Source organism: Rhodococcus sp. MEB032, from assembly GCF_030208925.1.
Classification (GTDB): Bacteria; Actinomycetota; Actinomycetes; order Mycobacteriales; family Mycobacteriaceae; genus Rhodococcus_F; species Rhodococcus_F qingshengii.
The window spans coordinates 223,430-249,715 of sequence record NZ_JARVSY010000007.1; the positions used below are offsets into that span (position 1 = coordinate 223,430).

Below are 26,286 nucleotides of genomic sequence, written 5' to 3' on the forward strand. Positions count from 1 at the left end.
CGCCCCGTTGACCCAGGACGGCTCAGGGTGTTTTTCCTCTGACCTTCATTCTGCGTGCCTGGGAGCTTCATATGACACACGCCGCGCTGTCCGCTCGCATGGACGGACTCCGTAGTTCTGCAATTCGCGATCTGCTCACCCTGACTGCCCGGCCCGACGTCATCAGCTTGGCCGGCGGACTGCCCGATCCCGATTTCATTCCGCGGGAGCGAATCTCGAAGGCAGCCCACGACGCACTCGGTGACCCCTCGTCCGTCCAGTACGGCGAGACGTCAGGCCTGCGGCGCCTCCGTGAGGTGATCGCCGAGCGCGAATCATCCAAGATCGGGCGGACACTCGACGTGTCCGAAGTCGTGATCACCCACGGTTCTCAGCAAGGTTTGAGCTTGCTCGCGCAGGTCCTCCTCGACGCCGGTGACGTCGTGGTCGTGGAGGAACCGGCATATACCGGTGCGCTGCAGGTCTTTCGAACGGCGCAGGCCCGTCTCGTTCCCGTCCAGCTCGACGAGGACGGAATGGACACCGACGCGCTCGAGGCGAAACTCGCCGCCGGTCTTCGGCCCAAAGTTGTTCACACCGTGAGCAATTTCCACAACCCGCGCGGCGCGGTGCTTTCGGCGCAGCGGCGAGCGCACTTGGCGGCACTGGCGGACCGATACGGGTTCTGGGTGCTCGAGGACGACCCGTACGGCGAACTGTACTTCGGCGAGAAACCGCCCGCACCGCTGGCGGCGTTGTCGGACAGGGTGATTCGGCTGTCCAGTGCTTCCAAAGTGTTGGCACCGGCGCTGCGCGTCGGCTGGCTGCACGGCGACCGAAAGGTCTGCGAGGCGGTCGAACTGATCAAGCAAGGCGCTGACCTGTGCGGGTCTTCGCTCACCCAGCAGATCGCCGCAGACCTCTTCTCCGACGTCGAATGGTTCGACGCGCATCTCGACGTGCTTCGAGCGGGGTACGGCGCGAGGGCGAAGACGTTGGTCACGGCCGCCGAGACGGAATTGAGTGGGCGTGCACGCTTTTCCGAGGTCCGCGGCGGGATGTTCTGTTGGATGGATTTCCTCGACGACGTCGACACCACCGAACTCCTGGGTGCCGCGCTCGCGCATGGCGTGGCATTTGTCCCAGGTTCGGCCTTCGCGGTCGAAGCGGACCTTGGTCGAAGCGCTCGACTGTGTTTCGCGACGTATCCCAAAGCGGTGCTGGTCGACGCCGTCGGCAGGCTCCGGGACAGTGTCACCGCAGGTACAGCCTGACTTTGTCGATAGTGTTGCGGAGCAGATCGATCTCCGTACCGGACGGCGGGGTGGTGACGGTGACGTGGTCGGCGACGGCCAGATCCCATCCCGTCGCCTCTCGCACCTGATCGACCGAGATGCCTTCGTGGACACTGGTCAGCTCCAACTCGCCGCCGGGGCCCTGGTGTGTCAGGACACCGAGGTTGGTGAACACCTTTGTCACCCCTGCACCTGCCGGCATGATGCCCTTTCCGCTGGCGTGGGCGCGGGCGGGGCTGGGTGAGGTGCAGAAGTCGAGCTCGGCCGGAAAGGAACTGAGGTCGTGGCGACGCATCACGACGAAGATCTCGGCGGCGTTCGCGATGATCTCGACGGCCCCGCCTGCGCCGGGCAGTCTGACCGTCGGGTTCTTCCAGTCACCGATGAAACTTGTGTTCAGGCTTCCCGTTCGATCGATTTGAGCGGCCCCGAGAAATCCGACGTCGACGTTGCCACCTTGCAGGACATAACCGAAGAGCGCGGCCATACTGAGCACGGATTCGGCACCGGAGACCACGACGGAGTCGGCGATACCTTCGGCCATCGCCGACGGATGCGCGCCGCACACTCCGGATTCGTAGATCAGTTCTACGTCCGGATTCGACGTGTGGCGCGCGAGATCGACTGCGAGCGTGGGGAGCCCGACTCCGGCGAAAACACGGCGCTTACCCGCCAACTCGCGTGCCGCGACGGCGACGATCGTTTCGGTGGAGGTGGTGTTACCGCTGACAATCGTGGTGGTCACAGTCTGCTCCCGTAGTCGACAGGTGTGGAGAGTTTTGATTCGACCTCGAGATCCGACCAGTAGTCAGCTCCGAGCTTGGCGAGATATTCGTCGTGATCGCCGAGTGTGTACACCCATTCGTCGAGCCAATTTCTCAGCAACGAAGGGTCTTTGGAAATCTCGGTCCAGCGTCGGTAGAAGCCGCAATCGCGGTCGTAGTATCCCTGTGCGTACGACGGGTGCGCGCCGCGCGGGCAGACGACAACCGCGTCGACTGCATGCGAGGGAATCAGAGTTCGGCTCGGATCTGACCTGATGACCTCGTCGTCGACCAGCTCTTCCACAACGACGATCGCCTTCTTCGCGGCGTAAACGGCTTCTTGCTGCACCCCGGCGATGCCCCAGATCTGTGCGTTCCCGGACGTGTCCGCTCGCTGTGCGCCGATGATCGTCACATCCGGATTCAACGGCGGCACAACGTAGACGCTCCCGCCGCCGTACGGATCCTCGACGAGTCTCAGTTGTGGGTTGAGTGCGGGTAGATCACTACCGGCGTACGACCGCAGCGGGAAGAAGGGAAGCCTGGCCGCTCCCGCCTGATACCGGCACACCATGCCGTAATGACTGTATTCCTCGACTTCGAGGGGGAGCGGGTCCTGGTTCTCGATGCGTCTGCGTAACTCGTACAGAGAACCTGCGGAGCCGCTGGCGAAGAACGAGGCAACCAGCTTTCGGACGCAGCCGGCGGCGACGAGTTGATCGGAAACGATGTCCGGCGTCATCCGGCAGAGCGTGAGGTCCTTTCTGCCCTGCCGGATGATCTCGTGTGCCGCGGCAAAAGGAATGAGATGTGAAAATCCCTCCAGCGCAACGGTCATCCCGTCTTCGACGTATCGGCCGACGGCCTCTTTCATCGAGAGGGTCTTGTCCACGTGTGTACCTCTTCTTGTTCTTTCGCGCACTCGGTCGGTTTCGGAACTTGACATGTTCGGCCGGTGTGGCGCAACAATGTCGGGTGGAAATTCATCAGATCAACGCATTTCTCGCGGTGGCTGAGGAGCTACATTTCGGCCGTGCGGCGCAGCGGCTTCGGATTGCGCAACCGCCGCTGAGTCGAACGATCAGGCAATTCGAGAAACAGCTCGGTTCGCCGTTGTTCGATCGGAGCACTCGAACTGTGCGGCTCACTGCTGCCGGTGAAGCGCTGCTGCTTCCGGCGCGCGAGATTCTGGACGCGTGCCGGATGGCCGAGATCGCGGTGTCTGCGGCAGGCAAGGGAACGACAGGTCGCGTTCGCCTGGGTTTCGCGGGGACTTCTTCGCATCTGCTCGTCGGGCGGTGGGCGAAATTGGTGAGAAAGACCAATCCCGGTATCGAATTCGTGCTCGACAGTTCTGCTTTCGCGAACGAGGCGTTGTTGATGCTGCTCGATCGACGACTCGACATCGGGATGGTGCGGTGGACCGTACCGCCGCTCGGGATCACGTCGAGATTGATCGCCGAGGAGAACTTTCTGGTGGCCATGTCCAAAGACCACCCGTTGGCGTCGAGGGACTCGGTTCGGTTGATCGAATTGGAGTCCGAGAATTGGGTGACGCTTCCGGCGGAGCCAGGTTCGATTCTGCGGGAGTCTCTGCTCACTGCCTCGAAGAACGCAGGGTTCCTGGCTCGCATCGTGCAGACGGCACCGGATTCGATGTCGTTGATCGCGCTGGTGTCCGCGGAAATCGGATGCTCGTTGACCATTTCCTCGGTGGCCCAGAGCATCGTGAATCCTGATGTTGTCTTTGTTCCGGTCATGGACCCACCTCCTCCTCTTCAACTGCGTATCGCCTGGCGAGAGGGAGACGACAGACCTGCACTTCTCGAAGTGTTGAAATTGTCCGAGCAGGCGCTGCCGTCCCTGGCCTAGACGGTTGCCCGACCGGTAGGAATCTCACCCGCTTCGGACTTCGGCGAGTTCGCAATATCGACAAGAGTGTTTTCGAGTTCGAGTTCGTCGTAGTCCGCTTGTTCGGCCGTCGAGAGTTCGCCCGCGTTGTAGCCGGTACGTCGGAGCAGGAGCAGGGTGCAGATCAGCGAGACAAGGGCGTACAGCCCGGATACGATCGCGACCCCGACGATATTGCCTGACGTGTTGAGCATCCACTGCGCCAGTACGGGAGTTCCGCCGCCGACGACAAGGGAACACAATTGGTACGCCGTCGACAGACCGGTATAACGGATGTTGGCGGGGAAGGCCCGAGCGAGAACGCCGGCGATGGCGCCGTAGAACATCGAGTGCGGGATCGTGGCCAGACACATCGCGACGACTGCGATGGTGAAGTTCCCGGTTCGGATCGCGAAGAACATGGCGGGCATGAGGACGAACTCCGGTATCACCATCAGGCACATGGCTTTTCGCATGTCGATCTTGGAGACCAGGACGGCACCGAAAGGTTGGACGATGAACTGCACGACGAGCGCGATCGCGATGGCGGCCAGGAAGGTTCCTCGATCGTATCCGAGTTCTTTTGTAGCCCAGGACAATGCGAAGGTGTTCTTGAAATAGGTGACCTGGGCGAGGGGAAGTGCGCCGGCGCCGAGGAGAACCAGTACCCAATGCTTGCGCAAGACTTCGGCGAGCGGAAGCTTGACGACCTTCTTGCGTGCGAGAACGGCCTTCATCTCGTCCGACTCTTCGAGTTTGAGGCGAATGATCATCCCGAGAATGACCAGCACCGCCGAGATGATGAACGGGATGCGCCATCCGTACAGGAGGAACGACGGCGTCGGCATCGAGGACAGAAGGAAGAACGCGATGGTGGCCAACAGATTTCCGGCGGGTGAGCCCTGTTGGGCGAACGCGGAGTAGAGGATGCTCTTGCCCTTCGGTGCATTTTCGCTGGCAATGAGCACTGCGCCGCCCCACTCGCCACCGACCGCGACTCCTTGGATGACGCGAAGGGTGACCAGACCGATCGGCGCCCAGATCCCGACCTGTGCGTAGGTGGGGAGGAGTCCGATGCCGACCGTGGCGACACCCATCATCATCAAGGTGATGACGAGAGTGTTCTTGCGTCCGATCCGGTCGCCGAGGTGTCCGAAGATGATCCCGCCGATCGGCCTGGCGAGGAAGCCTGCCCAGAGTGTGATGAAGGCGAGGAGAGTTCCGACTCCGTTCGGGAGAGTGTCGGAGAAGAAGATGTCGCCGAATACCAGGGCAGCGGCAGTGCCGTAGATGTAGAAGTCGTACCACTCGATAGTGGTTCCGATGAACGAAGCGATACCGGCTCTTCGCGCCTTGGCGTTGATCTCCTCGGAACTGCGAGTGGGTGAACTCATGCGTGGCGACCTTTCTCTGCAACATTCGCGGCGCCGAAACGTGGCGTGCCTGAATGAGATTCGCAGAGTGGTGTAGGTCACGTCCAATACCAACTTGGTCGCCTATTGATACCTCAGGAGTATCAATAGGCGACCATGATCAGCTCTTCCGGTATGGAAGGATCGGGGTGATTACTCGGACCAGTTGTACGTCCGCTCGACGGCCTTGTTCCACTCCGCGTACAGCCGTGACCTTTCGGACTCGTCCATCGCCGGTTCCCACGTCTTGCCGACGGCCCAGTTGTTGCGGATGTCTTCGGTATCGGCCCAATAACCGATGGCGAGGCCCGCTGCGTATGCAGCACCGAGAGCTGTCGTTTCGTTGACCACCGGACGGATGACGGGAACTCCGAGGATGTCCGACTGGAACTGCATCAGGGTTTCGTTGACCACCATGCCGCCGTCGACCTTCAGTGCGGACAGTTCGACTCCCGAATCCGCTCGCATGGCGTCGATGACCTCGCGGGTCTGGTATGCCGTCGCCTCGAGCGCTGCGCGGGCCAGGTGTCCCTTGTTGACGAAGCGCGTCAGGCCGACGATGACACCCCGGGCATCCGGTCGCCACCGAGGTGCGAACAGCCCGGAGAACGCGGGCACGAAGTAGGCGCCGCCGTTGTCATCGACACTTGCGGCGAGCGGCTCGATGTCCTTGGCGTTCTGAATGATTCCGAGATTGTCTCGAAGCCACTGGACCAAGGAACCCGTCACGGCGACGGAACCTTCGAGTGCGTACACGGCAGGGGCTTCGCCGAGTTTGTAGCAGACGGTCGTCAGTAGTCCGTGCTTGCTGTGCACCGGCTTCGTGCCCGTATTGAGAAGCATGAAATTGCCGGTGCCGTAGGTGTTCTTGGCTTCACCCTCGGAGAGGCAGGCCTGGCCGAATGTGGCTGCCTGCTGGTCACCGAGGATTCCGGCGACCGGCACACCGGCGAGATTGCCGCGTGGACGTCCTGTGCCGTAGACCTCTGAGGAACTACGGATTTCCGGGAGCATCGACATCGGGATTCCGAAGTCCGCACAGATCGATTCGTCCCACTGGAGGGTCTCGAGATCCATCAGCATCGTGCGTGACGCATTGGTGACATCTGTCACGTGGACGCCCTCGGTCAGGTTCCACACGATCCACGTGTCGACAGTGCCGAAGCACAATTCGCCGGCCTCCGCTTTTGCTTTCGCACCGTCGACGTTGTCGAGAATCCAGCGGATCTTCGGCCCGGCGAAGTAGGTCGAGAGTGGTAGTCCGGTCTTGTCTCGATACTTGTCCGGACCCTCGTCGCCGCCCAGTTCGACACACAGTTGATCCGTGCGCGTGTCCTGCCACACGATCGCGTTGTAGATCGGCTTACCCGTCGAACGTTCCCAAACGACGGTCGTCTCACGCTGATTCGTGATTCCGACGGCAGCGATGTCGGCCCGCGTGAGATCGACCTTCGCGAGAGCGCCGGCCACCACCTCCCGAGTGTTGATCCACAGCGCCACCGGATCGTGCTCGACCCAACCTGCTCGCGGGAAAATCTGCTCGTGTTCTTTCTGCGCAACGCTCACCACGGCGCCGTCGTGATCGAAGATCATGCAGCGGCTCGACGTCGTGCCTTGGTCGATGGCGGCGATGTATTGATTCACTGTGCTCCTAGGTTCGGGCGTGTTCGCAGTAATCCGTGCGCTGTCGCAGTATGTGGATCAAGCTACTAGCCTGTAAACGGATTCGTCGTCGACTTACAGGAGACCGGGTTGAGTAAGCAGCAAGGTGCGCAGTTTCTCGGCCCGCAGCAGCGCGAAGCTGCTTGGGAACAACTTCAGACCGAGCAATTCGACGTCGTCGTGGTGGGCGGTGGTGTCGTCGGTGTCGGAGCGGCCCTCGATGCGGCCACCCGCGGGCTGAAGGTTGCGTTGGTCGAGGCCCGTGACTACGCATCCGGTACGTCCAGTCGCTCGTCGAAGATGTTCCACGGCGGTCTCCGCTATCTCGAGCAACTAGAATTCGGCCTCGTTCGTGAGGCGTTGCGTGAGCGCGAACTCTCGCTGACCACGCTCGCTCCGCACCTGGTCAAGCCGCTGAAGTTTCTGTTCCCCTTGGCTCACCGAGTGTGGGAACGCCCGTACATGGCCGCGGGAATCTTCCTCTACGACCGGATGGGCGGCGCCAAATCGGTCCCCTCCCAGAAGCACTTGACGCGGGCGGGCGCACTGCGCATGTCGCCGAGCCTCAAGCGCAGTTCACTGACCGGTGGCATCCAGTACTACGACACCGTCGTCGACGACGCTCGGCACACCATGACCGTTGCACGGACCGCCGCCCACTACGGCGCGGTTGTCCGAACGTCGACGCAGGTCGTGGGATTTCTGCGTGAAGCGGACCGGGTCTCGGGAGTTCGTGTTCGCGACTGCGAAGACGGCCGTACCGCGGAGGTCAAGGGTCACGTCGTCATCAATGCAACCGGTGTCTGGACGGACGAAATCCAGGCCCTCTCACGTCAGCGCGGACGGTTCCGGGTGCGAGCGTCGAAGGGCGTACACATCGTCGTCCCGCGCGATCGCATCGTCAGTGAAGCCGCCATCATCCTGCGTACCGAGAAATCGGTGCTGTTCGTCATTCCGTGGGGCAGTCACTGGATCATCGGCACCACGGACACCGACTGGAACTTGGATCTCGCTCACCCAGCGGCAACCAAAGCAGATATCGACTACATCCTCGGCCACGTGAACTCCGTTCTGGTCACGCCGCTGACGCACGCCGACATCGACGGTGTCTACGCTGGCCTGCGTCCGCTGCTTGCCGGTGAGAGCGACGAGACGTCGAAGCTCTCGCGCGAGCACGCCGTTGCCCGTGTGGCTCCAGGCCTGGTCGCCATCGCCGGTGGAAAGTACACGACGTATCGGGTCATGGCGGAAGACGCCGTCGATGTCGCAGCAGAAGACATTCCGGCGCGAGTGGCGTCGTCGATCACGGAGAAGGTGCCGCTCGTCGGCGCCGACGGATACTTCGCGTTGATCAATCAGACTGTGCAACTGGGCGAGCAGTACGGCTTGCATCCGTATCGCGTCAAGCACTTGCTCGACCGCTACGGTTCACTCATCACGGAGGTCCTCGAACTCGGCCGACAGACGCTGGAGTTGTTGCAGCCCATCACAGATGCCCCCGATTACCTTCAGGTCGAGGCTGTGTACGCCGCCGCGGCCGAGGGTGCATTGCACCTCGACGACATCCTGGCTCGTCGCATGCGCATCGCAATCGAGTACCCGCATCGTGGTGTCAACTGTGCGCAACAGGTTGCCGGATTGGTTGCCCCGATTCTCGGTTGGGATGCCGCCACCGTCGAGCGCGAGGTCGACACGTACCGAGCGCGCGTCGAAGCGGAGATCGAGTCGCAGACCCAGCCGGACGACGAGTCGGCCGACGCCTTGCGCGCCGCAGCGCCGGAGTCTCGGGCCGAGATCCTCGAACCCGTCGTCGTGGTGCCGGATCGGGTCTGAGTCGCCCGTCGTTTGTTCTCGGTCTGTCGCGGGTAGGCGGATGTCGAATCACCACCCGTGTCAGCACAGACCGGTCGAGCGTCGCCCAGGAGGATCCCAATGTTCGGTAGTCGGTCGAGATCTGCTGAGGAACACATAGCCACTGCTTATCTGGTCACTCACCTGTGCGGAGCGATGGTAGGGCTGCAACTCTCGCGGTCACTCTCGGACTCGTACGGCGCGTGGGCCGACGGTGAGCTGGACTCGTTGCCGGGTGAGCTCGAGTACGAGATCGAGCAGCTGCTGCAACTGATCGAGGACACCCAGGGCATATCTCTGCCGCGGTACTCCAAGATCGACGCGACGGTCAATCGGATCAGGCGCCTCGTCCATGTCGACGCCATCTGGCGCAACCGTCTCGTGAAGCTGGCAACTCTCGAGATCATGCGGACGGCTCTGTGCGGCAAGAGTGCGATGTGGGAGGTCCTGAGAGACATTCCGGCCGGGGAGACGGAGGAGCAGTACCGCGAGCTCAACGACCTGGTGTCCAAGCAGATCACCACCGTCACGGCTCTGCATCACCGCGCGGCTACGGAAGCTTTTCAGGGGACGGACGGGCGGGAATCGGCGAGCGGCGGCGACCCCATCCGCTCGAGTAAGTAAGGTTTGTACCGTTCGGTGAAGAATTCGATGAACGGTAGACCCCGAGGTGTATGGAGATGGCTGAGCGCGACCAAGCACTGACAGAACCCACGGCAGTGTTCGCGGCGTTGGCGGAGATCCTCTACTCCGCCGCAGACAGCGCCGAGGTGTACTCCGCGATCTGTTCGGCGGCTGTCGAGTTGATTCCCGGTTGCGATCACGCAAGCCTGATGCTGCGACGGGGAAACACCAACGTCACGGTAGCGGCAAGCGATGAGATCGCCGAGCATGCAGACGATCTCGAACGTGCGACTGGTGAGGGGCCGTGCATCGACGCCCTCGACACGGAGGCGCCGCAGCTCGAGTCAGATCTTCGCACTCCGAATCAGTGGCCCGAGTTCGCTCGGAAAGTAGTGGCAGAGACACCCATTCGTGGCTCGATGGGGTTCCGACTGATGGTCGATCGTCAGAAGTTCGGTGCCCTCAACCTCTTCTCCGACACTCCGGGAGCATTCACGGAAACTGTTGCCGACCACGCGATCATGTTGGCATCGTTTGCATCCGTGGCCGTCACCGCGCTGAACCGAGGAGAGGATGCCGACTCGCTGCGGCGAGGTCTGGCGAGCAGTCGCGAAATCGGTCAGGCCGTCGGTCTGCTGATGGCATTGCATCGGGTGTCCGACGACGAGGCCTTCGACATTCTGGTGCGAACCTCGCAGAACATGAACGTCAAGATCGCCGAGTTGGCGCGCAAGGTCATCGTCCAGCATCGTTCGACTCTGGACTGAGCGCTTCGTTCGCCCCGGGAGAGCCGAGGAGTTGAGATCGCTTGCGATCCACCGTCTCTCGAAGTGCCGTCACCACCGCTGCGACTTCCGGTCGGCGCAAGGATTCAGAACGAGCCACCAACCAGTACGAAAGTCTGACTTCGATGTGAGCCGGCAGCACGCGAATCAGATCGTCGTGCTGCTCGGCCATGAAGCAGGGGAGCAGGCCGATGCCGGCACCCGCGCGCGTTGCCTCGATGTGGACGAACACGTTGGTGGACGTGACGGCCTCGCGCATGGAAACCGTGAGCTTGCGGGCCAGATCGAGTTCGTCGACCTGCAGCATCGAGTCGATGAAATACACGAGCGAGTGTTCGGCCAGCTCTTCGGCACTTTCGGGCACTGCATTCTGACGTAGATACTCTCGGGAGGCGTACAAACCCAGCGCGTAGTCGGCCAGATGGACGGCCTCGGCGCGGTGAACTTGAGGTTTGCCGACAACAACCTCGATGTCGAGCCCCGAGCGTATCTGCGACGCCTTTCTGGTCGCGACGACTATCTCCACGCTCACGCGAGGATGGCGTCTGCGAACCGCTGCGCCGGCGGGGGCCGCGATGTATGCGCTGAAGCCGTCGGTGGCCGAGACCCGCACGACGCCGTCGAGTTGCTGCTGACCGGTGGAGTCGAGTGCCAGTTCGTTCACCGCGGCCTCGATGCGCTCGGCCGCGCTGAGGGCTTGTCTGCCCAGGTCGGTCAACTCCCAGCCGCCGGACGAGCGGACCAGTACACGGCCGCCGAGGCTCTTCTCGAGCGAGGCGATGCGGCGCGAAATGGTGGTGTGGTTGAGGCCCAGGTCGTCGGCGGCGGTGTTGAAGCGGCCGGTGCGGCCGACCGCGAGAAGCACCAGTAGGTCGTCCGGGCTCAGTCCGAGTGTCATATCTGCATTTTTGCACCTGTATGGTGCGAGATTTGTCATTGTCGTGCCAAGAATCTGCACCGATACTCATCGAGTCACAAAAAATGTGCGAGCGGTCACATTCCTGATCGTGAAGAGCAGGCGAATCGCGAACTGAAGACGAGGGAGTCCACGATGAGCGTCGACAACATGCCGAAACCCGAGAGCCAAGCCCCACCATCGGGGCTGAAGAAGGTGGTCGGCGCCTCGATGGCGGGCACCGTGGTCGAGTGGTACGAGTTCTTTCTGTACGGCACGGCGGCCACTCTGGTCTTCAGCAAAGTCTTCTTTCCTGGCGGCGGCAACGAGCTGGATGCGATCATCGCGGCTTTCATCACCTACGCCGTCGGATTCGCCGCCCGGCCACTCGGCGGAATCGTCTTCGGATATTTCGGAGACAAGTTCGGCCGGAAGCAGTTGTTGCAGTTCAGTTTGCTGCTGGTCGGTGCCGCGACCTTCCTGATGGGCTGTCTACCGACATACGGTCAGATCGGCTACTGGGCGCCGGCACTGCTGGTCACGCTGCGCTTCATCCAAGGATTTGCTGTCGGCGGCGAATGGGGTGGGGCGGTACTCCTTGTCGCCGAGCACAGCCCGAATCGATCTCGCGGGTTCTGGTCGTCCTGGCCTCAGGCCGGCGTGCCGATGGGCAACCTGGTGGCCACTGTCGTGCTGTTGATCCTGACGTCGACGCTCTCGGACGAATCCTTCATGAGTTGGGGCTGGCGCGTTGCCTTCTGGCTCTCCGCGGTGATCGTTCTGGTCGGGTACTACGTTCGGACCAAGGTCACCGACGCTCCCATTTTCATTGCGGCGCAGAAGGAAGCAGAACTGGTCAAGGCAACCTCGTACAGCGTTTTCGAGGTGGTCAAGCGTTACCCGCGCGGAGTGTTGACCGCGATGGGCCTGCGTTTCGCCGAAAACGTCATGTACTACCTCGTGGTGACCTTCTCTATCACCTACCTCAAGGTCGTCGTTCATGCGGACACGGCGCACATCCTCTGGTGGATGCTGATGGCACATGCCGTGCACTTCGCAGTGATTCCGTTGGTAGGCAAACTGTCCGACACGATCGGTCGACGCCCGGTGTACATGATCGGCGCCGTCACCGCTGGAACATGGGGATTTTTCGCCTTTCCGATGATGAACAGCGGGCACAATGCAGTCATCTTGTCGGCAATCATCATCGGGCTTGTGTTCCACGCGTTCATGTACGCCGGCCAACCCGCGATCATGGCCGAGATGTTCCCGACCCGGATGCGCTATTCCGGTGTCTCCCTGGGATATCAGGTCACGTCGATCGTGGCAGGTTCACTTGCTCCGATCATCGCGACCGGACTGCTGAGCAAGTTCGACTCCTCGGTCCCCATCGCGATCTATCTCCTGCTGGCATCCCTGGTCACTATCGTCGCAGTCGTTTTCGCGCGGGAGACCAAGGGAATCTCGCTCGAGTCCGTCGATGCTGCCGACGCACGAGTGCTCGCCGACGAGCGGGCCGGTGTTTCCGCATGACGCTCTCCGGCAAAACGGCACTGGTCACCGGTGGTGCCAGCGGTATCGGCGAGGCGTGTGCTCGACTCCTTGCCGCCCGCGGCGCCCACGTCACCGTCGCTGATCTCGACGACGTCGCTGCGAAGGCGCTGGCCGACGAGATCGACGGCACTGCGTGGGCCGTCGATCTCCTCGACACCGACCAACTCGTGGATCTGGCACTCGAGACGGACGTACTTGTCAACAACGCCGGCATTCAACGGGTCAGTCCCATCGAGGATTTCGACGTCGAGGACTTCCGGAAGATTCAACGCCTCATGGTCGAAGCGCCGTTCCTCCTGGTCAGAGCGGCCCTGCCGTACATGTACCGCAAAGGATTCGGGCGCATCGTCAACATTTCCTCGGTCCACGGGCTCCGCGCTTCGGCATTCAAGAGTGCGTACGTCACGGCAAAGCACGGACTCGAAGGCCTGTCGAAAGTTGTTGCGCTCGAGGGTGCCCCACACGGTGTCACCAGTAACTGTGTCAATCCGGGCTACGTCCTGACACCACTCGTGCGATCCCAGATCTCCGACCAGGCAAAGGTTCACGGAATCAGTGAATCCGAGGTTGTCGAGAAGGTGATGCTCACTGAGAGCGCGATCAAACGGATGGTCGAGCCCGCAGAAGTGGCATCGCTGGTGGGGTGGCTGGCATCGACCGAGGCGTCGATGGTGACGGGGGCTTCGTACACCATCGACGGCGGGTGGAGCGCCAGCTAGATCACTGGGGCTGCTGTGTTGTTCAAGCTGCCGGGTTCAGGCTTCGGGAATCTCGATTCCGAACCTCTCGCGGGTGATGACCTCGGGTTCGGGACCGCCGCGAACTCCGGTGTCGAGTGCGTCGATTGCGGAGAGTTCTTCGGCGGTGAGTTCGAAGTCGAACACGTCGAAGTTCTCCGCGATCCGCGAGGGAGTCACCGACTTGGGGATCACCTGGCGGCCCTGCTGGAGGTGCCAGCGCAGCATCACCTGTGCAGGCGACTTGCCGTGAGCGGTCGCGATGGCGCCGATGGTGGCGTCCTCGAGGGTCGAGCCGTGGGAGCCGTCGCGGTAGAACGTGATTCCGCCGATCGGTGACCATGCCTGAGACAGAATCCCGTGATCGGCGTCGGCCTCGAGCAAAGTCGACTGCCTGAAGTACGGATGAACCTCGATCTGGTTGACCGCCGGCACCACGGACGTTGCGTCCAGGAGTCGGGTGAGGTGATCCGGCATGAAGTTACTGACTCCGATGGCGCGGACCTTGCCGTCGGCCAGAAGCGTTTCCAACGCCCTGTACGCGTCGATCGTGCGCTCGAACTCGCTCGGCAACGCCTGGTGGAGGATCAGGAGGTCGAGTTGTTCGACACCGAGTTTGCCTGCGCTCTTGTCGAAGGCATGCAGAGTCTCGTCGTATCCGTAGTCGGTGATCCAGACCTTCGACTCGACGAAGATGTCCGCGCGATCGAGTCCGGATCGCCGGATCGCCTCACCGACGCCCTTCTCGTTGCCGTAGGCCGCCGCAGTGTCGATATGGCGATAACCCGTCGACAGCGCGGACTCGACGGCGGCGACTGTTTCGTCCGGCGGCGTCTGGTACACGCCGAAACCCAGCGCGGGGATGTCGACGCCGTTGTTCAGTTTCAGACTCGGGATGCTCATGTCGTCCACGGTAGCGGCGGCCGGGGGTTCGGCGGGAGTGACTGCTCAGCCGGGTAACGGCAGTACCTCCCTCGACCGGCAGTACTTCAGCTCGGTTGGCAGGTGCCGCCGATGGGTAAAGCCAGCGCTCGTTCGCCTACCCAGCGGCCGATGTCGCTGAGCATCGCAGTACCGTCGGCGAAAGTGCCCGAGTCCGGCTTGGCTGCGATGGCGACAGCGAGTTGTCCGGTGCCGCTGCTGATGATCCCGAATTGGCGGACCAGATAGCCGCCGTCGTCGTCCGGCCCCCACCCACCTTTGAATCGAGCGGCTTTGATCACTCCCAGGCCCCACTGTTGGTCGGGGCTGATGCTGCCCATGAGCCCGAAGACTTCGGTGGCGTCGCTCCGGCATGGCAGGGTGGCGGCGAATTGCGCTTGGACGGCAAGTGGCCATTGTGTTTGACCGAACGAGCTGAATTCTGGTCGTAGCGTGCGTGATTCCACGGTGGTGGACATATCGCCGGAGGCCACGAGGACTGACTCGACCTTCGCTGCGGCAGTGGTCGGATCGCCGAGGCCTCGCCACAGTTCTTCGGCTGATTCGTTGTCGGAGGTGGTGATCGCCTGCTTGACCGTTGTGAGTTCTGTGTTGTCGGTTTCGTGGAGGGCTGCGATGGACAGTGGGACTTTGATGGTGGACCAGGCGACTCCGTTCTGCCACTCGCCGGCAACGAGTGACTGACCTCCGCCGACGGGCACGAGTGCGACACCCACGGCGCCGCCGAGGGTGTTGCCCAGGGCCTCGAATCCGGCGAGCGGGCCGACACCGTTGCCCGGGGCGGCAGGAGTCTCTGTCGGCTCCGGTGGAACGACGACGATCTCGGTGATCGTCTCGACCTTCTCCGACGACTCGTCTCGCGTCGGAATCGTGCAGCCCGCGAGGGCTGCTGCAGAAGCAGTGGCGAGTGCAACCGCCAGGAGTCGTCGGCGCGTCCCGCTACGAGCCTCGACGCACTGCTCAATAGACATAGACCACCGCGTTGTTTCCGCCGGTACACGTGACGACTTTGTTGCCGGCGCAGTTCATCGAGTACCGAGTTCCCGTGACCGGACTGACCGCGCTGATGGAGCCAGGGCCGCCGCGTCGACCCTGGCTCACGTACTGGTAGCGCACTTCTTCGGCGAACTCACAAGACGTCACGCTGGTGCCGACGGCGGACGTCGTGAATTCGTTGTTCGAGAACACCGATCCACAACGCGCTGCGCTGGCAGGGACCGACTCGTTGGGCGCGGGTGTGACGACGCCGTTCTGCGGCGCGGCCGCAGGTGAGGTGATCACCACGGTTTCCGTGCGTGCGGTGTTCTCGTCGGAATTGTCGTTCAAGACGAGAGGGAGAACCCATACGTAGACCACGACGGCGACGAGTGCGACTGTGACAACTCCCAGTAGGACCCACAGCCATGCATACGATTTCGGCGGGCGGGGAGGCATCGGCGAATATCCAGTGCCTTGACCGTATGGGGGCCGGGGCGGGGTGTAAGCAGGCTGATGTCCCGAGTACGGAGCCTGACCGGGTGTGATGCCCGGCGGCGGAGGAGGGGCGGAGGGAGAGGCGTCGTGTGGTTGGGGTCGTTGTTCCAGGGATACGGCGACTGTGGTGTTGTCATTGCGGGCTGCTCCTCTGCCTACTTGATAGAAGTGGGCCGAGTTAGTCGTCGATCACCGCACATCGAAATTACCGATTGTTAGGTTTCTGCGAATTGCCCGTCTTAGTTATATACGACCGGTCTGACTTCTTTTGCACTTGTGGCTCGTCAATGAGTGAGCACTATCTTCAACCCGACTATGAGGGTGGCGACGGCAGCGAGGCCGAAGGCTGCCAGATGTGTGTTCGTACTGACTTTCTCGCCGTGCAGTCGGCTGATCACGTAACTGGTGGAACCGATCCGCAGGATCAAGACGATTTCCGCGATCAACTGCGCCGTCCGTGGTTCCAGGAAGTTGAACCACGCCGTCGCGAGAATGACGACAGGAACAACCGCAGAGGTGAGGATCGGGACGGAATCGCGAAGAGAGTCGATTCTCTCCGCGGTCGTCAGTCGGCGATCGTTGCGAATGCTCTCGCCGACGCCCTCGGCAAATGTGTGGGCGATGTATGTCGACAATGCCGTGCCGACCACAATCGCGGCGCCGAGCGATTCCTGAGATTTCGTCACCGGTATGAGTGCGGCGAGGACAAGAATGTTGCCGTAGATGTACGCGGTGGTCCTCGCCGCCACACGTTCTTGTCCCAGCGGCGCACCGTGAGACGTGATCGGACGGTTCAGCAGGGTTCGCAGGTCCCACTCCATGTTCAGAGCATGGCAGATCAGACCCTGGGGCTGTAGTGCATCGGGTTATCTCGCTGCTCGAGCGGGGGCAGGTTGCGCGCCGGTGTGTGGACCAGTGGTGCATCGGCGGGGATTCGGCCGTCAGCTCGATCCCATCCCGCGCGAGCACGTGGCTGATACCGGTATCGCCACGGCACCAGACGGAAGACGGCGTTGACGGTGCGGCCGACAGCGTTGTGAATTTTCTGATCGCGACTGGTCCACGAGTAGCCGAGTAGGTCTCGAACCGGTTGGTCGTACATTCCGACCGTCAGCCACACGAATCCGCGGGCGAGGGGGATTCGGGCGAGCCGCCACAACGGATCGGGTAGCCACGTCATGTACGGGGGCTTGCCGAGTCCCGACAGGTCGAGGACGTCGCGGGTCGCCTTGTTGTCTTCGAGTACGTTGCGGCACATGTGGTCCCAGTACTCCTGAAATGCTTCCCAGGTCTCGGGAACAGGGCGCATGCTCATCCCGTACAGGCGGTACCACTGAATGTGCTCGGTGAAGAGCTGACGTTTCTGGGCCTCGGTCAAGCCACCGGAGAAGTTCTCGGCAGTGACGATGGTGCCCATGAAGAATGTTGCGTGCGCCCAGTAGAAGGTGTCGGGATCAAGTGCGTGGTACCGGCGTCCCAGCTTGTCGACGCCCTTGATTCGTGTGTGATAGCCGCGGACTTCTTCGGCTGTCTGCTGCGCGCGATCGCCGTCGAAGACCACGCCTGCAATGGGATACAGCGAGCGGTACAGCCGTTCCCACCGCTCGTCGAAGAATTGCGAATGCTCCTCGACTCCGGCGCCGAGGCCGGGGTGCATGTTCTGCATCGAACCGGCCCAGACGCCTTGCAGCATCCCGCGCCAGTCGCCGAAATACTTCCACGTCAGGGAATCCGGACCGAGGGGAACCGGGGTGCTGCTGTCGTCAAGTTGACTACGCATGTTGTCAGATTAGGATCGACAACAGCGGTAGTCAAGGATCGAATGCCGGGTGCATTGAAGATCAAGTGTCGGCGAAGTGGGGAAGTTGTGAGCATCGAAGAACGCAGGGCCACTCGAAAGGCGACGTTGTTCGACGTCGGAGTGACACTGCTCGGTGCGGTCGACGGTCCGGCCGTCAACGTGCGTGCGGTCTGCAAGGCTGCCGGTCTGACCGAGCGGTACTTCTACGAAAGCTTCACCGATCGCGATCAGTACGTTGTCGCGGTCCACACGTTTGTCGCCGAGCGCGCGCAGTCGGCGCTTGCGTCGGCAGTGGAGTCGGAGACGACATCCGAGGCCGTCGCCACCGCTGCGGTCGACGCTTTCGTCAAGCTCATGGTCGACGATCCGGCGATGGGGAGAGTGCTCCTGATCGCCCCGCTGTCGGAACCCGTCCTGAGCGGCCGCGGTATCGAATCGATGCCGGCGTTCGTCGACCTGGTGTACGACCAGTTGTCCGAGATCGCTGATCCCGTGGACAAGCAACTGGTGGCAGTCGGACTGGTCGGGGCGTTGTTCACACTGTTCATCGGTTATCTGGACGGCACGATCGCCGTGGACCGTGATCGATTTGTCCGCCACTGCGTCAGGCTGCTGATCAACGCTAACCAGGCGTGAAGGGCTGGCAGGCCGGGCAGAAGAAGATATTTCGCTCGGTGAGCTGATCCGGTCCGAGGGTGTCTTCTCTGATGCGAGTTCCGCAACGGCGGCATGGTTTTCCGCGTCTGCCGTACACCCATGTCTGCCTACCGGGGCGGGTGTCGCCGGTGGTGACCCGGATGCGACGTGACTTGTTGACGTTGATGGTGCGAAAAGACAGATCCACTATCGCGTCGAGATTCCCCGCGAGATGTGTCGGCGTTTTCGGGTGAATACCTCGTAGGAAGCAGATCTCGTTTCGGTACACGTTGCCCAGTCCGGCCATCACCCGCTGATCCAGGAGCGCGATTCCGATCGGTACGGAGTCGGCGGCCCGTAGATTTCGGGCGGCCACGGAACTGTCCCAATCGGTCCCGAGCAGATCCGGTCCGAGATGTCCGACGGCCTCCTGTTCCTGCCCGAGTTCGAGGATCTCGGTGATTCCCAGTGAAAAGCCAACTGCTACAGAGTCTTCGGTGGCCAAGATGATGCGCGCTTGATGGGCGGGTCGGCGCCAGCGCTCGCCGGGGCGATAAATCTGCCACTGACCTTCCATCTTCAGATGCGTGTGAATGGACGCTTCGCCCACTCGGATCAGGAGATGTTTTCCGCGGCTGGCGACGGAATCCACGCGGTGGCCCGAGAGATCAACCGTGGCGTGACGAGGAACGCGGACGTCGCAGGTGGTGAGTACCTTCTCGGCCAGGGCAGCGCGCAGTTCATTGGCGGCCCGCCACACGGTATCGCCCTCAGGCATGGTCGCCGCACCCACACTTCAGGATCTCAACTTCCACGATCTCAATCATCATGACCCCAATCCTCATGACCGCAACCGGAATCCGCGAGGGGTGGCCGCGAAGCCGGCTTCGACCAGGACCGGAGCAAAATCGTTGCCGTGGATGGTCTCTCCGTCGACCTTCTCCACTACCAACTTGTCGATGGCGCGAGAAGTCACCTTCTGAGCAAGTGACAGTGCTGCCAGGCGCAACGTTCCGCCGTCGTCGGTGAATGTCAGGATCGTGCGACCGCCGCGCTCGACGAACAGAACCAACTCACCCTCCACCAGAACTACCAGTGCGCCGGCTTTTCGTCCGGGTCGGTGTCCTGGTGACTCTTCGCCCCCCGACGCCGGCCACGGCAGCGCCGCGCCGTACGGGTTTGCCGGGTCGCACGCCGCGAGAGTGACTGCAGCCGAGGAGGTGTGGCGCCCCTCGATGGAATCACCGAACGTCCGCAAGCGGTCCACCACGGGAGGCGTGGAGAATTGAGCGCCGCCCAGGGTGTCCACGAAGTATCCGCGTCGAGCGCGCCCGTTGTCCTCGAACGTGCTCAGTACCTTGTAGATCAACGCGAAACCGCCCGGCACGTTCTCGCTCATCACCGAACCGCGGGTGACGACGCCGTATCGTTCGAGCAGCAGATCAGCCGTGGCGTGCGCCCGGATAGTGGGGTCAGGTTCGATACCTGGCAGCTGGAACCACCGACCGGAGGCAGTTGCCGGTCCCGTGCGCGCGGGCGTGGAAGCGCGGGCCATTCCGCGGTACGGACGGGCCCGCGGAACACGGCGAGGCGATCGGTGACTGGTTGTTGTTCTGGTGGTGTCGGAGAGAAGTGCGCGCAGCGGTGCAACGGTGTCGTTACCGATGTGTCCGAGCCACACCAACTCCCACAGTGCCGTCGTCACCGCACTGTCGACCGTGTCCGCAGCCGACTCCGTAGTTCGCAACGCGTCGACCAACTGGCGGAAGAAGTAGGCACCGCCGCCGGACAGCAGGTCGAGGATGCGCTTCTGCAATTCCGAGACGTCGGTGTCGGCGGGCGAATTGAGCGTGATCGGTGCCAGGTCGGCGGGGTGCAGCACTACCCACCCGTCCTTGCCCGAGATAGCTCCCGATCCGGACCACAGGACTTCACCCGTCGACGTGAGTTCGTCCAACATCGCGGGAGAGTAGTCGGCAACTCGGCTCGGCAGGATCAACGATTCGAGAGCGGACGCCGGAATCGGGACGCCGGCAAGTTGATCGACCACCGTTGCAACACCGTCGATTCCTCGCAGCGTGCCGCCCACGTGCTGCCAACTGGGAAGGAATCGCCCGAGGGTCGCGGTGCTGACCGGCTCGACCTCCTGCCGTGCCGCGGCGAGCGAGCGACGCCGCAAGCGACGCAGGACCTCGGCGTCGCACCATTCGCTTCCGGTTGCAGACGGGCGGAATTCACCTTCCAGGACCCGCTTTTCGAGCGCGAGCCGACCGAGAACGTCACGCGCGACTGATACTCCGAGACCGAAGCGTGCAGCCGCGTCGGCGAGAGTGAAGGGACCGTGGGTGCGGGCGTACCGGCTCAGGAGGTCGTCGAGTGGTTGATCGACCGGCTCGATGAACGCGGCCGGAACGCCGATGGGTAGGGGAACGCCGAGTCCATCGCGAAGCCGCGCTGCATCTTCGACGACGGTCCACCAGCTCTCGCCCGCATACGAGACGTGGAGGGCGCGTTTGTCCGTAACCAACTTCTCGAGCCATGAGACCGGGTCCTCGAGACAGCGTTCGGTGACTTCTTCGGTGGTCAGCGGGCCGAGCATGCGGAGGAGGTCGGCAACACCCTCGAGGTCTTTGGCCTTTCGGTCAGGGACGAGCCGTTGCAGTTCACGTTCGGCCTGCTCGATCACTCCGGCGTCGAGGAGCTCGCGCAGTTCGACGCGGCCGAGGAGTTCGGCCAACAGCGTGGAGTCCAAGGACAAAGCGGCGGCGCGTCGCTCGGCGAGGGGGCTGTCGCCCTCGTACATGAACGCACCCACGTAGTTGAACAGGAGCGCACTGGCGAACGGAGACGGAGAGGCCGTCTCCACCTCGACGATTCGAATCTGCCTTTTCTCGATCTTGCCGAACAATTCCTTCAGTGCAGGCAGGTCGTAAACGTCCTGCAAGCACTCGCGTACGGTCTCGAGCAGGATCGGGAAGGTCGGGAACTTGCGGGCGACGTCCAGCAGTTGCGCCGACCGCTGACGCTGCTGCCACAGTGGTGCACGTTTTCCGGGATTGCGGCGGGGGAGAAGCAGTGCGCGGGCGGCACATTCGCGGAATCGGGAAGCGAAGAGCGCGGAGCCGCCCACCTCTTGGGTGACCAGATCTTCGATGTCCTCGACGTCGAAGGTGAACAGTTCGGCGCCGGGAGGTTCGTTCTCGGTGTCGGGGAGACGGATGATGATGCCGTCGTCGGAGGCCGTCGGACTGGAATCGACGCCGTATCGTTCCTGCAGGCGCGCCCCGATGGCGAGGGCCCACGGTGCGTGAACCCGTTGGCCGTACGGGGAATGCAGCACCAGACGCCAGTCACCGAGTTCGTCGCGGAAGCGTTCGACCACCAGGGTTCGATCCGACGGCACCTGCCCGGTGGCATTTTTCTGCTCACCGACGAGTTGGATCAGATTGGTTGTGGCGTTGTGATCGAGCCCGCCCACGCGACAACGCTCGACGACGTCGGCTTCGTTACCCAGCGCGGTCTCTCGAACGAATTGTCCCAACGCCTGTCCGAGTTCGGCGGGGCGACCGAGTCCGTCGCCGTGCCAGAAGGGCAAACGACCCGGCATGCCGTAGGCGGGGCTGACCAGAACCCGATCGAAGGTGATCTCCTCGATCCGCCAACTGGTGGCGCCGAGCGCAAAGACGTCGCCGACCCGGGATTCGTAGACCATTTCCTCGTCGAGTTCGCCGACGCGGGACGCTTTCTCGCCAACCATGTAGACGGTGAAGAGGCCGCGGTCGGGGATTGCGCCGCCGGAAGTGACGGCCAAACGCTGCGAACCCGGGCGGCCCGTGAGCGTGTTGGACTCACGATCCCAGACAAGGCGAGGACGTAATTCGGCGAACTCGTCCGAGGGGTACCGCCCCGCCAGCAAGTCCAGAGTCGATTCGTACGCCGAACGGGGAAGCGTTGCAAAGGAACCGCTTCGGCGCACCGTCTCGAACCAGTCGTCGACGTCGATCGGTTCGAGAGCGGTGGCCGCAACAGTTTGCTGAGCGAGGATGTCGAGGGGATTGGCCGGAACGGCCATCGCTTCGATCTTGCCTTCGACCATGCGCTCGACCGTCACCGCGCAATGAATAAGGTCGGTGCGATGCTTGGGGAAGACGACGCCTCGCGATATCTCACCGACCTGGTGGCCGGCGCGGCCGACACGTTGCAGGCCGCTGGCAACCGAAGGCGGTGCCTCCACCTGGATGACCAAGTCGACGGCGCCCATGTCGATTCCGAGTTCGAGGCTGCTGGTGGCGACGACGCATCGCAATCGACCCGATTTGAGGTCGTCTTCGATGAGGGCTCGCTGGTCTTTGCTGACCGATCCGTGGTGGGCGCGAGCAAGGAGGGGTTCTGCGCCGTAGTTGACCTCGGTGGGAGCCCCGATCTGCGCGGGCGGGCGAGATGTTTTCTCGACGGCCAGACCGATGCGTTCTGCATGAATCTCGTTGAGCCTGGCTGTCAATCGTTCCGCGAGGCGGCGAGAGTTGGCGAACACGATGGACGATCGGTGGTCGAGAACGAGGTCGACGATCTGTTCCTCGACGTGGGGCCAGATCGAACCGGCTTGCGGGGTGGGAGATTCGGAACCGTCGTCCGGCGTCGCGATCCCCAGTTCGGTCATGTCCTCGACGGGAACACGGACCGTGAGGTCGAAGGTCTTGGCGGCAGGCGGTGCCACGATCCGGATGGGTGCCGAACCGGCGAGGAACCGCCCGATCTCCTCGTGCGGACGGACAGTGGCCGACAATCCGATGCGTTGCGCCGGACGCTCGAGCAAGCCGTCCAGGCGTTCCAGTGAGAGCGCGAGGTGAGAGCCGCGCTTGGTGCCCGCCACCGCGTGAACCTCGTCGACGATCACGGTGTCGACACCGACCAGTGTTTCCCGGGCAGCGGAGGTGAGCATCAGGAACAACGACTCAGGCGTGGTGATCAGGATGTCCGGGGGTCGTTTGATCAACGAGCGCCGATCGGCCTGGGACGTATCACCGGAACGGACACCGACGGTGATCTCGGGCGGAGTGAGGCCTAGACGCTTCGCCGTCTGCGTGATGCCGACCAGCGGCGCGCGAAGGTTCCGCTCGACGTCCACACCCAGCGCTTTGAGCGGCGATATGTAGAGGACTTTGGTGGCGCGTTCGCCTTCGTCCTTGGCGGCGAGTTGATCGAGGGCCCACAGGAACGCCGACAATGTCTTGCCGGAGCCGGTGGGTGCGACGACAAGTGTGTGAGAGCCACTCGCGATGGATTCCCAGGCGCCGAGCTGCGCAGCAGTCGGAGCGCTGAAAGCGCCGCCGAACCACTCGCGTGTGGCGGGTGAGAACCTACCGAGGACGTTGGTCACGACCACCATATTGCACCTTCCCACCGACAGCGTGTTCGTGCCTGCAGCCGAAGTGCAGAGCATACTATTTGCCCTGTTATAGCGATTCTCTTGTTATCGAGAAGGCGAGTGCCTGATGGAAGCAGTCAAGATTGTCCTCGAGCTGGCGGTAGTGCTCGGGGCGATTGTCATGGGTACCAGATCGAGCGGTGTCGCTCTCGGTCTGTGGGGCGGCGCAGGTGTTGCCGTCCTCGTGTTCGTCTTCGGAGAGGATGTCGGCAGTCCGCCGGTCGACGCTCTCCTCATCGTCCTGTCCGTCGTCCTCGCGTCGTCGATGATGCAGGCGGCCGGTGGTATCGACTGGATGGTCACCATCGCGGCCAAGTTGATCGAATCTCGCCCGAAACAGATCACGCTGATCGCGCCGTTGGTGTCATTCCTGTTCTCGGTCGGTGCCGGCACGTCCAACATCCTCTACCCGCTGCTCCCCGTCATCTACGACGTCTCGTACAAGAACGGTGTGCGGCCGTCACGACCGCTGTCGCTGTCAGTTGTCTCGACCGGTGTGGCGCTGGCGTGTAGTCCGGTGTCCGCGGCAATGGCGGCAATGGTCACGCTGACCGACGTGCCGCCCTACGATTTCGAACTCATCGACATCATCAAGATCACCTTCCCGGCTGCTGTTGTCGGCATCGTCCTTTCCTCAATCGCGGTCAACCGACTCGGCAAAGATCTCGACGACGACCCGGAGATACAGGCGAAGATGAAGTCGGGCGAATTGGCCGGACCTGGTGCAGCCTCCAAGACCGAACTCGTCTCGACGAAGACCGGACGAAACGCGGCACTGATCTTCCTGGCCGGCGTCCTGGCTATCGTGATCTTCGGCCTGTTCAAGGGGATTCGTCCCGAAGCTGCCGACGGTACTCCGATGGGGATGACACCGATCATCGAAATGCTGATGTTCGTCGTGGGTACGTTGATCCTGCTGGTGTGCCGCCCGAATGTCGCCGACGTGCCGTCGTCGACGGTGTTCCGTGCCGGTATGGTCTCGGCCATCGCGCTGTTCGGTCTGGCATGGCTGACGGACACGTTCATCAGCGCCCATTCCGAGCTGATCACGAGCACCGTCGGCGACTGGGTCAACGCCGCGCCGTGGATCTTCGCGCTCGGTGTCTTCCTGGTCTGTGTACTGACGACCAGTCAGTCGACCGCTACGAGGACCATCGTGCCGATCGGTCTCGCTGCCGGGATTGCACCCGGTCTGGTGAGCGGAATGTGGGCCGGAGCGTTTGCCGGCGTCTATCTGTTGCCGACAAACGGTTCGCAGATCGCGGCTGCGAACTTCGACCTCTCGGGCAGCACGAAGCTCGGTTCCAAGCTCGTCGACCACTCGTTCTTCCTGCCGACCATCATCTTGGCCGTCACGACGATTGCGGCCGGCGCGTTGTTCGGAGTGGTGCTCGGTTGAGTATTGCGGCTGAGTCAGCCCTGAGTGACAGCGCTGAGTCAGCTGTTGCGGTAGTGGTCCCAGCTCGCCTTGCACGCGTGGGCGAGCTGGTCCACCCGTTCGGCGTCGGGTGTAGGCCAGTCGACGCCGGGTTCCATGATGTAGGCGGCCAGCTCGTCTCCCAATAGGAATTCTCGTTTGAATTCGGCCTGAACCGCGCTCAACGTGATCCCGGCTTCGGCGGCGCGGGCGCTCAATTCGGCGAATCTGGCTCCGGCTCGAATGATTTCGAAACTGCCGAGGTACGGCTGATTGAGAGCGACGGCATCCGGATCGTCGACCTGAAATCCCTTGCGATGTGAGATCGCAAGTGTGCGTATGAGCTCCGGATCCATCGTCACGGGATTGTCGCCGCGTCGATTGCCGTCGTGGTCGCCACGATTGGAGAGCGCGACGACGTCGGGGAGCCGATCTGCTTCCGGCCGTTCGACATTGACGGCGCCGTCCTGCCGGGTGGTGTGGTTCATCGTGTCGTGGAACGACAAGGTCGTGAACGATCGACCGAGTTCGAAGCTCTTCGCCACCATGGCTTCGATCAGTGCGTCGCGAGTTCTCTCGTAGACGCCCAAACCGTGTTCAGCTGTCTCGGTGAAGGTCTCGGCGAGGTCCTTCCAACCCGCGTCGTCGGTAGGCTCGAGCAGCAGGGGGTAGAACGAGAAGGTGACAGGGCGAACTGCGTCGACACCGGCGAGGTCCGCTTTGTTGCCGGCACCGGCCTCGTGGACGCGGGCGAAGGCCTCGCGCAGTGACGCTTCCAGGTTTTCGGGCTTCGCACGGTTGGGATCGCGAATCATGCGAGGGTGCGGATTCTCGACGTACACGATGCGCGAATCGATTTCGGCCCAACGGCGCACGATGGGACTGGTGGACATGTCGGTGAAGTCGAACTGCAGCCGCTGTGTGAACTCGGGTGCGAGAAAGCGTGAGAGTTCTGCTGGAATCGCGGAACCCGAGTGTGGGCAACTGACAAGAAGGTCGGCGTCGGCGATGGCGTCGTCGAGACTGCGGGAGTCACGATCGGCATAGAACGTCAGGTCCTCCGCCGTGAACACGGTTCCGGCCGGGATGAGTACTGGTTCTCCACTGGTCATGAATCCCAGCGTAATCGAGTACAACCGTG

General features: G+C 62.5%; 22 protein-coding genes. 9 read left to right on the forward strand and 13 right to left on the reverse strand.

The window, feature by feature from the left end:
• The first annotated feature begins 71 nt into the window (after positions 1-71).
• Positions 72-1,253, forward strand: coding sequence for an aminotransferase-like domain-containing protein (locus tag QRN54_RS07905; protein WP_285181834.1), 1,182 nt, complete (start codon positions 72-74; stop codon positions 1,251-1,253).
• Here QRN54_RS07905 and QRN54_RS07910 read toward each other — a convergent pair.
• Together QRN54_RS07910 and QRN54_RS07915 are read right to left on the reverse strand one after the other, a co-directional pair.
• Positions 1,234-2,019: a CoA-transferase subunit beta gene (locus QRN54_RS07910; protein WP_063316654.1), complete on the reverse strand. Its 786-nt coding sequence runs from the start codon at positions 2,017-2,019 to the stop codon at positions 1,234-1,236. The two genes, QRN54_RS07905 and QRN54_RS07910, sit on opposite strands and share 20 nt — an antisense overlap.
• On the reverse strand, positions 2,016-2,930 hold the full coding sequence (locus tag QRN54_RS07915; RefSeq protein WP_007727305.1) for a CoA transferase subunit A: 915 nt from the start codon (positions 2,928-2,930) through the stop codon (positions 2,016-2,018). Before QRN54_RS07915 ends, QRN54_RS07910 begins: the two co-directional genes overlap by 4 nt.
• Before the next feature lie 83 nt (positions 2,931-3,013).
• Here QRN54_RS07915 and QRN54_RS07920 point away from each other — a divergent pair, with 83 nt between their 5' ends.
• The gene (locus QRN54_RS07920; protein WP_030535055.1) at positions 3,014-3,910 is read left to right on the forward strand and encodes a LysR substrate-binding domain-containing protein; all 897 of its coding nucleotides are present in this window, start codon (positions 3,014-3,016) and stop codon (positions 3,908-3,910) included.
• Here QRN54_RS07920 and QRN54_RS07925 read toward each other — a convergent pair.
• Complete coding sequence (locus tag QRN54_RS07925; RefSeq protein ID WP_042449618.1) at positions 3,907-5,322, reverse strand: MFS transporter; 1,416 nt, start codon at positions 5,320-5,322, stop codon at positions 3,907-3,909. The two genes, QRN54_RS07920 and QRN54_RS07925, sit on opposite strands and share 4 nt — an antisense overlap.
• A 171-nt stretch (positions 5,323-5,493) precedes the next feature.
• Positions 5,494-6,984 carry a glycerol kinase GlpK gene (gene glpK, locus QRN54_RS07930; RefSeq protein ID WP_007727296.1) on the reverse strand — a complete coding sequence of 497 codons (1,491 nt, stop codon included), beginning with the start codon at positions 6,982-6,984 and terminating at the stop codon, positions 5,494-5,496.
• Between the two features lie 108 nt (positions 6,985-7,092).
• Between glpK and QRN54_RS07935 the strand changes: the two genes are divergently transcribed.
• From QRN54_RS07935 to QRN54_RS07945, 3 genes are all read left to right on the forward strand, one after another.
• On the forward strand, positions 7,093-8,835 hold the full coding sequence (locus tag QRN54_RS07935; RefSeq protein WP_285181835.1) for a glycerol-3-phosphate dehydrogenase/oxidase: 1,743 nt from the start codon (positions 7,093-7,095) through the stop codon (positions 8,833-8,835).
• Between the two features lie 174 nt (positions 8,836-9,009).
• Complete coding sequence (locus QRN54_RS07940) at positions 9,010-9,477, forward strand: hypothetical protein (protein WP_228232568.1); 468 nt, start codon at positions 9,010-9,012, stop codon at positions 9,475-9,477.
• A gap of 50 nt (positions 9,478-9,527) precedes the next feature.
• Entirely contained in the window at positions 9,528-10,244 is a 717-nt protein-coding gene (locus tag QRN54_RS07945) for a GAF and ANTAR domain-containing protein (protein WP_003940742.1), read from the forward strand.
• Here the strand turns inward: QRN54_RS07945 and QRN54_RS07950 are convergent.
• Positions 10,213-11,160 (reverse strand): LysR family transcriptional regulator, encoded by a 948-nt coding sequence (locus tag QRN54_RS07950; protein ID WP_042922131.1) that lies wholly within the window; start codon positions 11,158-11,160, stop codon positions 10,213-10,215. The two genes, QRN54_RS07945 and QRN54_RS07950, sit on opposite strands and share 32 nt — an antisense overlap.
• Before the next feature lie 153 nt (positions 11,161-11,313).
• On the opposite strand from QRN54_RS07950, the gene QRN54_RS07955 reads away from it, so the two are divergent.
• Together QRN54_RS07955 and QRN54_RS07960 are read left to right on the forward strand one after the other, a co-directional pair.
• Positions 11,314-12,690: an MFS transporter gene (locus tag QRN54_RS07955; protein WP_003940819.1), complete on the forward strand. Its 1,377-nt coding sequence runs from the start codon at positions 11,314-11,316 to the stop codon at positions 12,688-12,690.
• The gene (locus QRN54_RS07960) at positions 12,687-13,430 is read left to right on the forward strand and encodes a 3-hydroxybutyrate dehydrogenase (protein WP_054188164.1); all 744 of its coding nucleotides are present in this window, start codon (positions 12,687-12,689) and stop codon (positions 13,428-13,430) included. Before QRN54_RS07955 ends, QRN54_RS07960 begins: the two co-directional genes overlap by 4 nt.
• Before the next feature lie 36 nt (positions 13,431-13,466).
• On the opposite strand, the gene QRN54_RS07965 is transcribed toward QRN54_RS07960, so the two are convergent.
• The 5 genes from QRN54_RS07965 to QRN54_RS07985 all read right to left on the reverse strand — a co-directional run bounded on the left by QRN54_RS07965 (position 13,467) and on the right by QRN54_RS07985 (position 17,643).
• Entirely contained in the window at positions 13,467-14,351 is an 885-nt protein-coding gene (locus QRN54_RS07965; protein WP_054188184.1) for an aldo/keto reductase, read from the reverse strand.
• 86 nt (positions 14,352-14,437) lie between these two features.
• A complete protein-coding gene (locus tag QRN54_RS07970; RefSeq protein WP_285181837.1) occupies positions 14,438-15,361 on the reverse strand; it encodes a serine hydrolase in 924 nt (307 codons plus the stop codon).
• Positions 15,351-15,824, reverse strand: coding sequence for a hypothetical protein (locus QRN54_RS07975; protein WP_042922136.1), 474 nt, complete (start codon positions 15,822-15,824; stop codon positions 15,351-15,353). Before QRN54_RS07975 ends, QRN54_RS07970 begins: the two co-directional genes overlap by 11 nt.
• A gap of 323 nt (positions 15,825-16,147) precedes the next feature.
• Positions 16,148-16,684: a hypothetical protein gene (locus QRN54_RS07980; RefSeq protein WP_003940745.1), complete on the reverse strand. Its 537-nt coding sequence runs from the start codon at positions 16,682-16,684 to the stop codon at positions 16,148-16,150.
• Positions 16,685-16,701: 17 nt separating this feature from the next.
• On the reverse strand, positions 16,702-17,643 hold the full coding sequence (locus tag QRN54_RS07985; RefSeq protein WP_042449607.1) for an oxygenase MpaB family protein: 942 nt from the start codon (positions 17,641-17,643) through the stop codon (positions 16,702-16,704).
• An 87-nt stretch (positions 17,644-17,730) separates the two neighbouring features.
• Here QRN54_RS07985 and QRN54_RS07990 point away from each other — a divergent pair, with 87 nt between their 5' ends.
• A complete protein-coding gene (locus QRN54_RS07990) occupies positions 17,731-18,300 on the forward strand; it encodes a TetR/AcrR family transcriptional regulator (protein ID WP_054188185.1) in 570 nt (189 codons plus the stop codon).
• On the opposite strand, the gene QRN54_RS07995 is transcribed toward QRN54_RS07990, so the two are convergent.
• Both QRN54_RS07995 and QRN54_RS08000 read right to left on the reverse strand, forming a co-directional pair.
• Positions 18,287-19,078 (reverse strand): DNA-formamidopyrimidine glycosylase family protein, encoded by a 792-nt coding sequence (locus QRN54_RS07995; RefSeq protein WP_285181840.1) that lies wholly within the window; start codon positions 19,076-19,078, stop codon positions 18,287-18,289. The two genes, QRN54_RS07990 and QRN54_RS07995, sit on opposite strands and share 14 nt — an antisense overlap.
• Before the next feature lie 63 nt (positions 19,079-19,141).
• Positions 19,142-23,689 (reverse strand): ATP-dependent helicase, encoded by a 4,548-nt coding sequence (locus QRN54_RS08000; RefSeq protein WP_042449813.1) that lies wholly within the window; start codon positions 23,687-23,689, stop codon positions 19,142-19,144.
• A 106-nt stretch (positions 23,690-23,795) separates the two neighbouring features.
• Between QRN54_RS08000 and QRN54_RS08005 the strand changes: the two genes are divergently transcribed.
• Positions 23,796-25,127 carry an anaerobic C4-dicarboxylate transporter family protein gene (locus tag QRN54_RS08005; protein WP_003940851.1) on the forward strand — a complete coding sequence of 444 codons (1,332 nt, stop codon included), beginning with the start codon at positions 23,796-23,798 and terminating at the stop codon, positions 25,125-25,127.
• Between the two features lie 38 nt (positions 25,128-25,165).
• Here the strand turns inward: QRN54_RS08005 and QRN54_RS08010 are convergent, their stop codons facing one another.
• Positions 25,166-26,257, reverse strand: coding sequence for an N-formylglutamate amidohydrolase (locus QRN54_RS08010; RefSeq protein ID WP_047271740.1), 1,092 nt, complete (start codon positions 26,255-26,257; stop codon positions 25,166-25,168).
• Between the last annotated feature and the right edge of the window lie 29 nt (positions 26,258-26,286).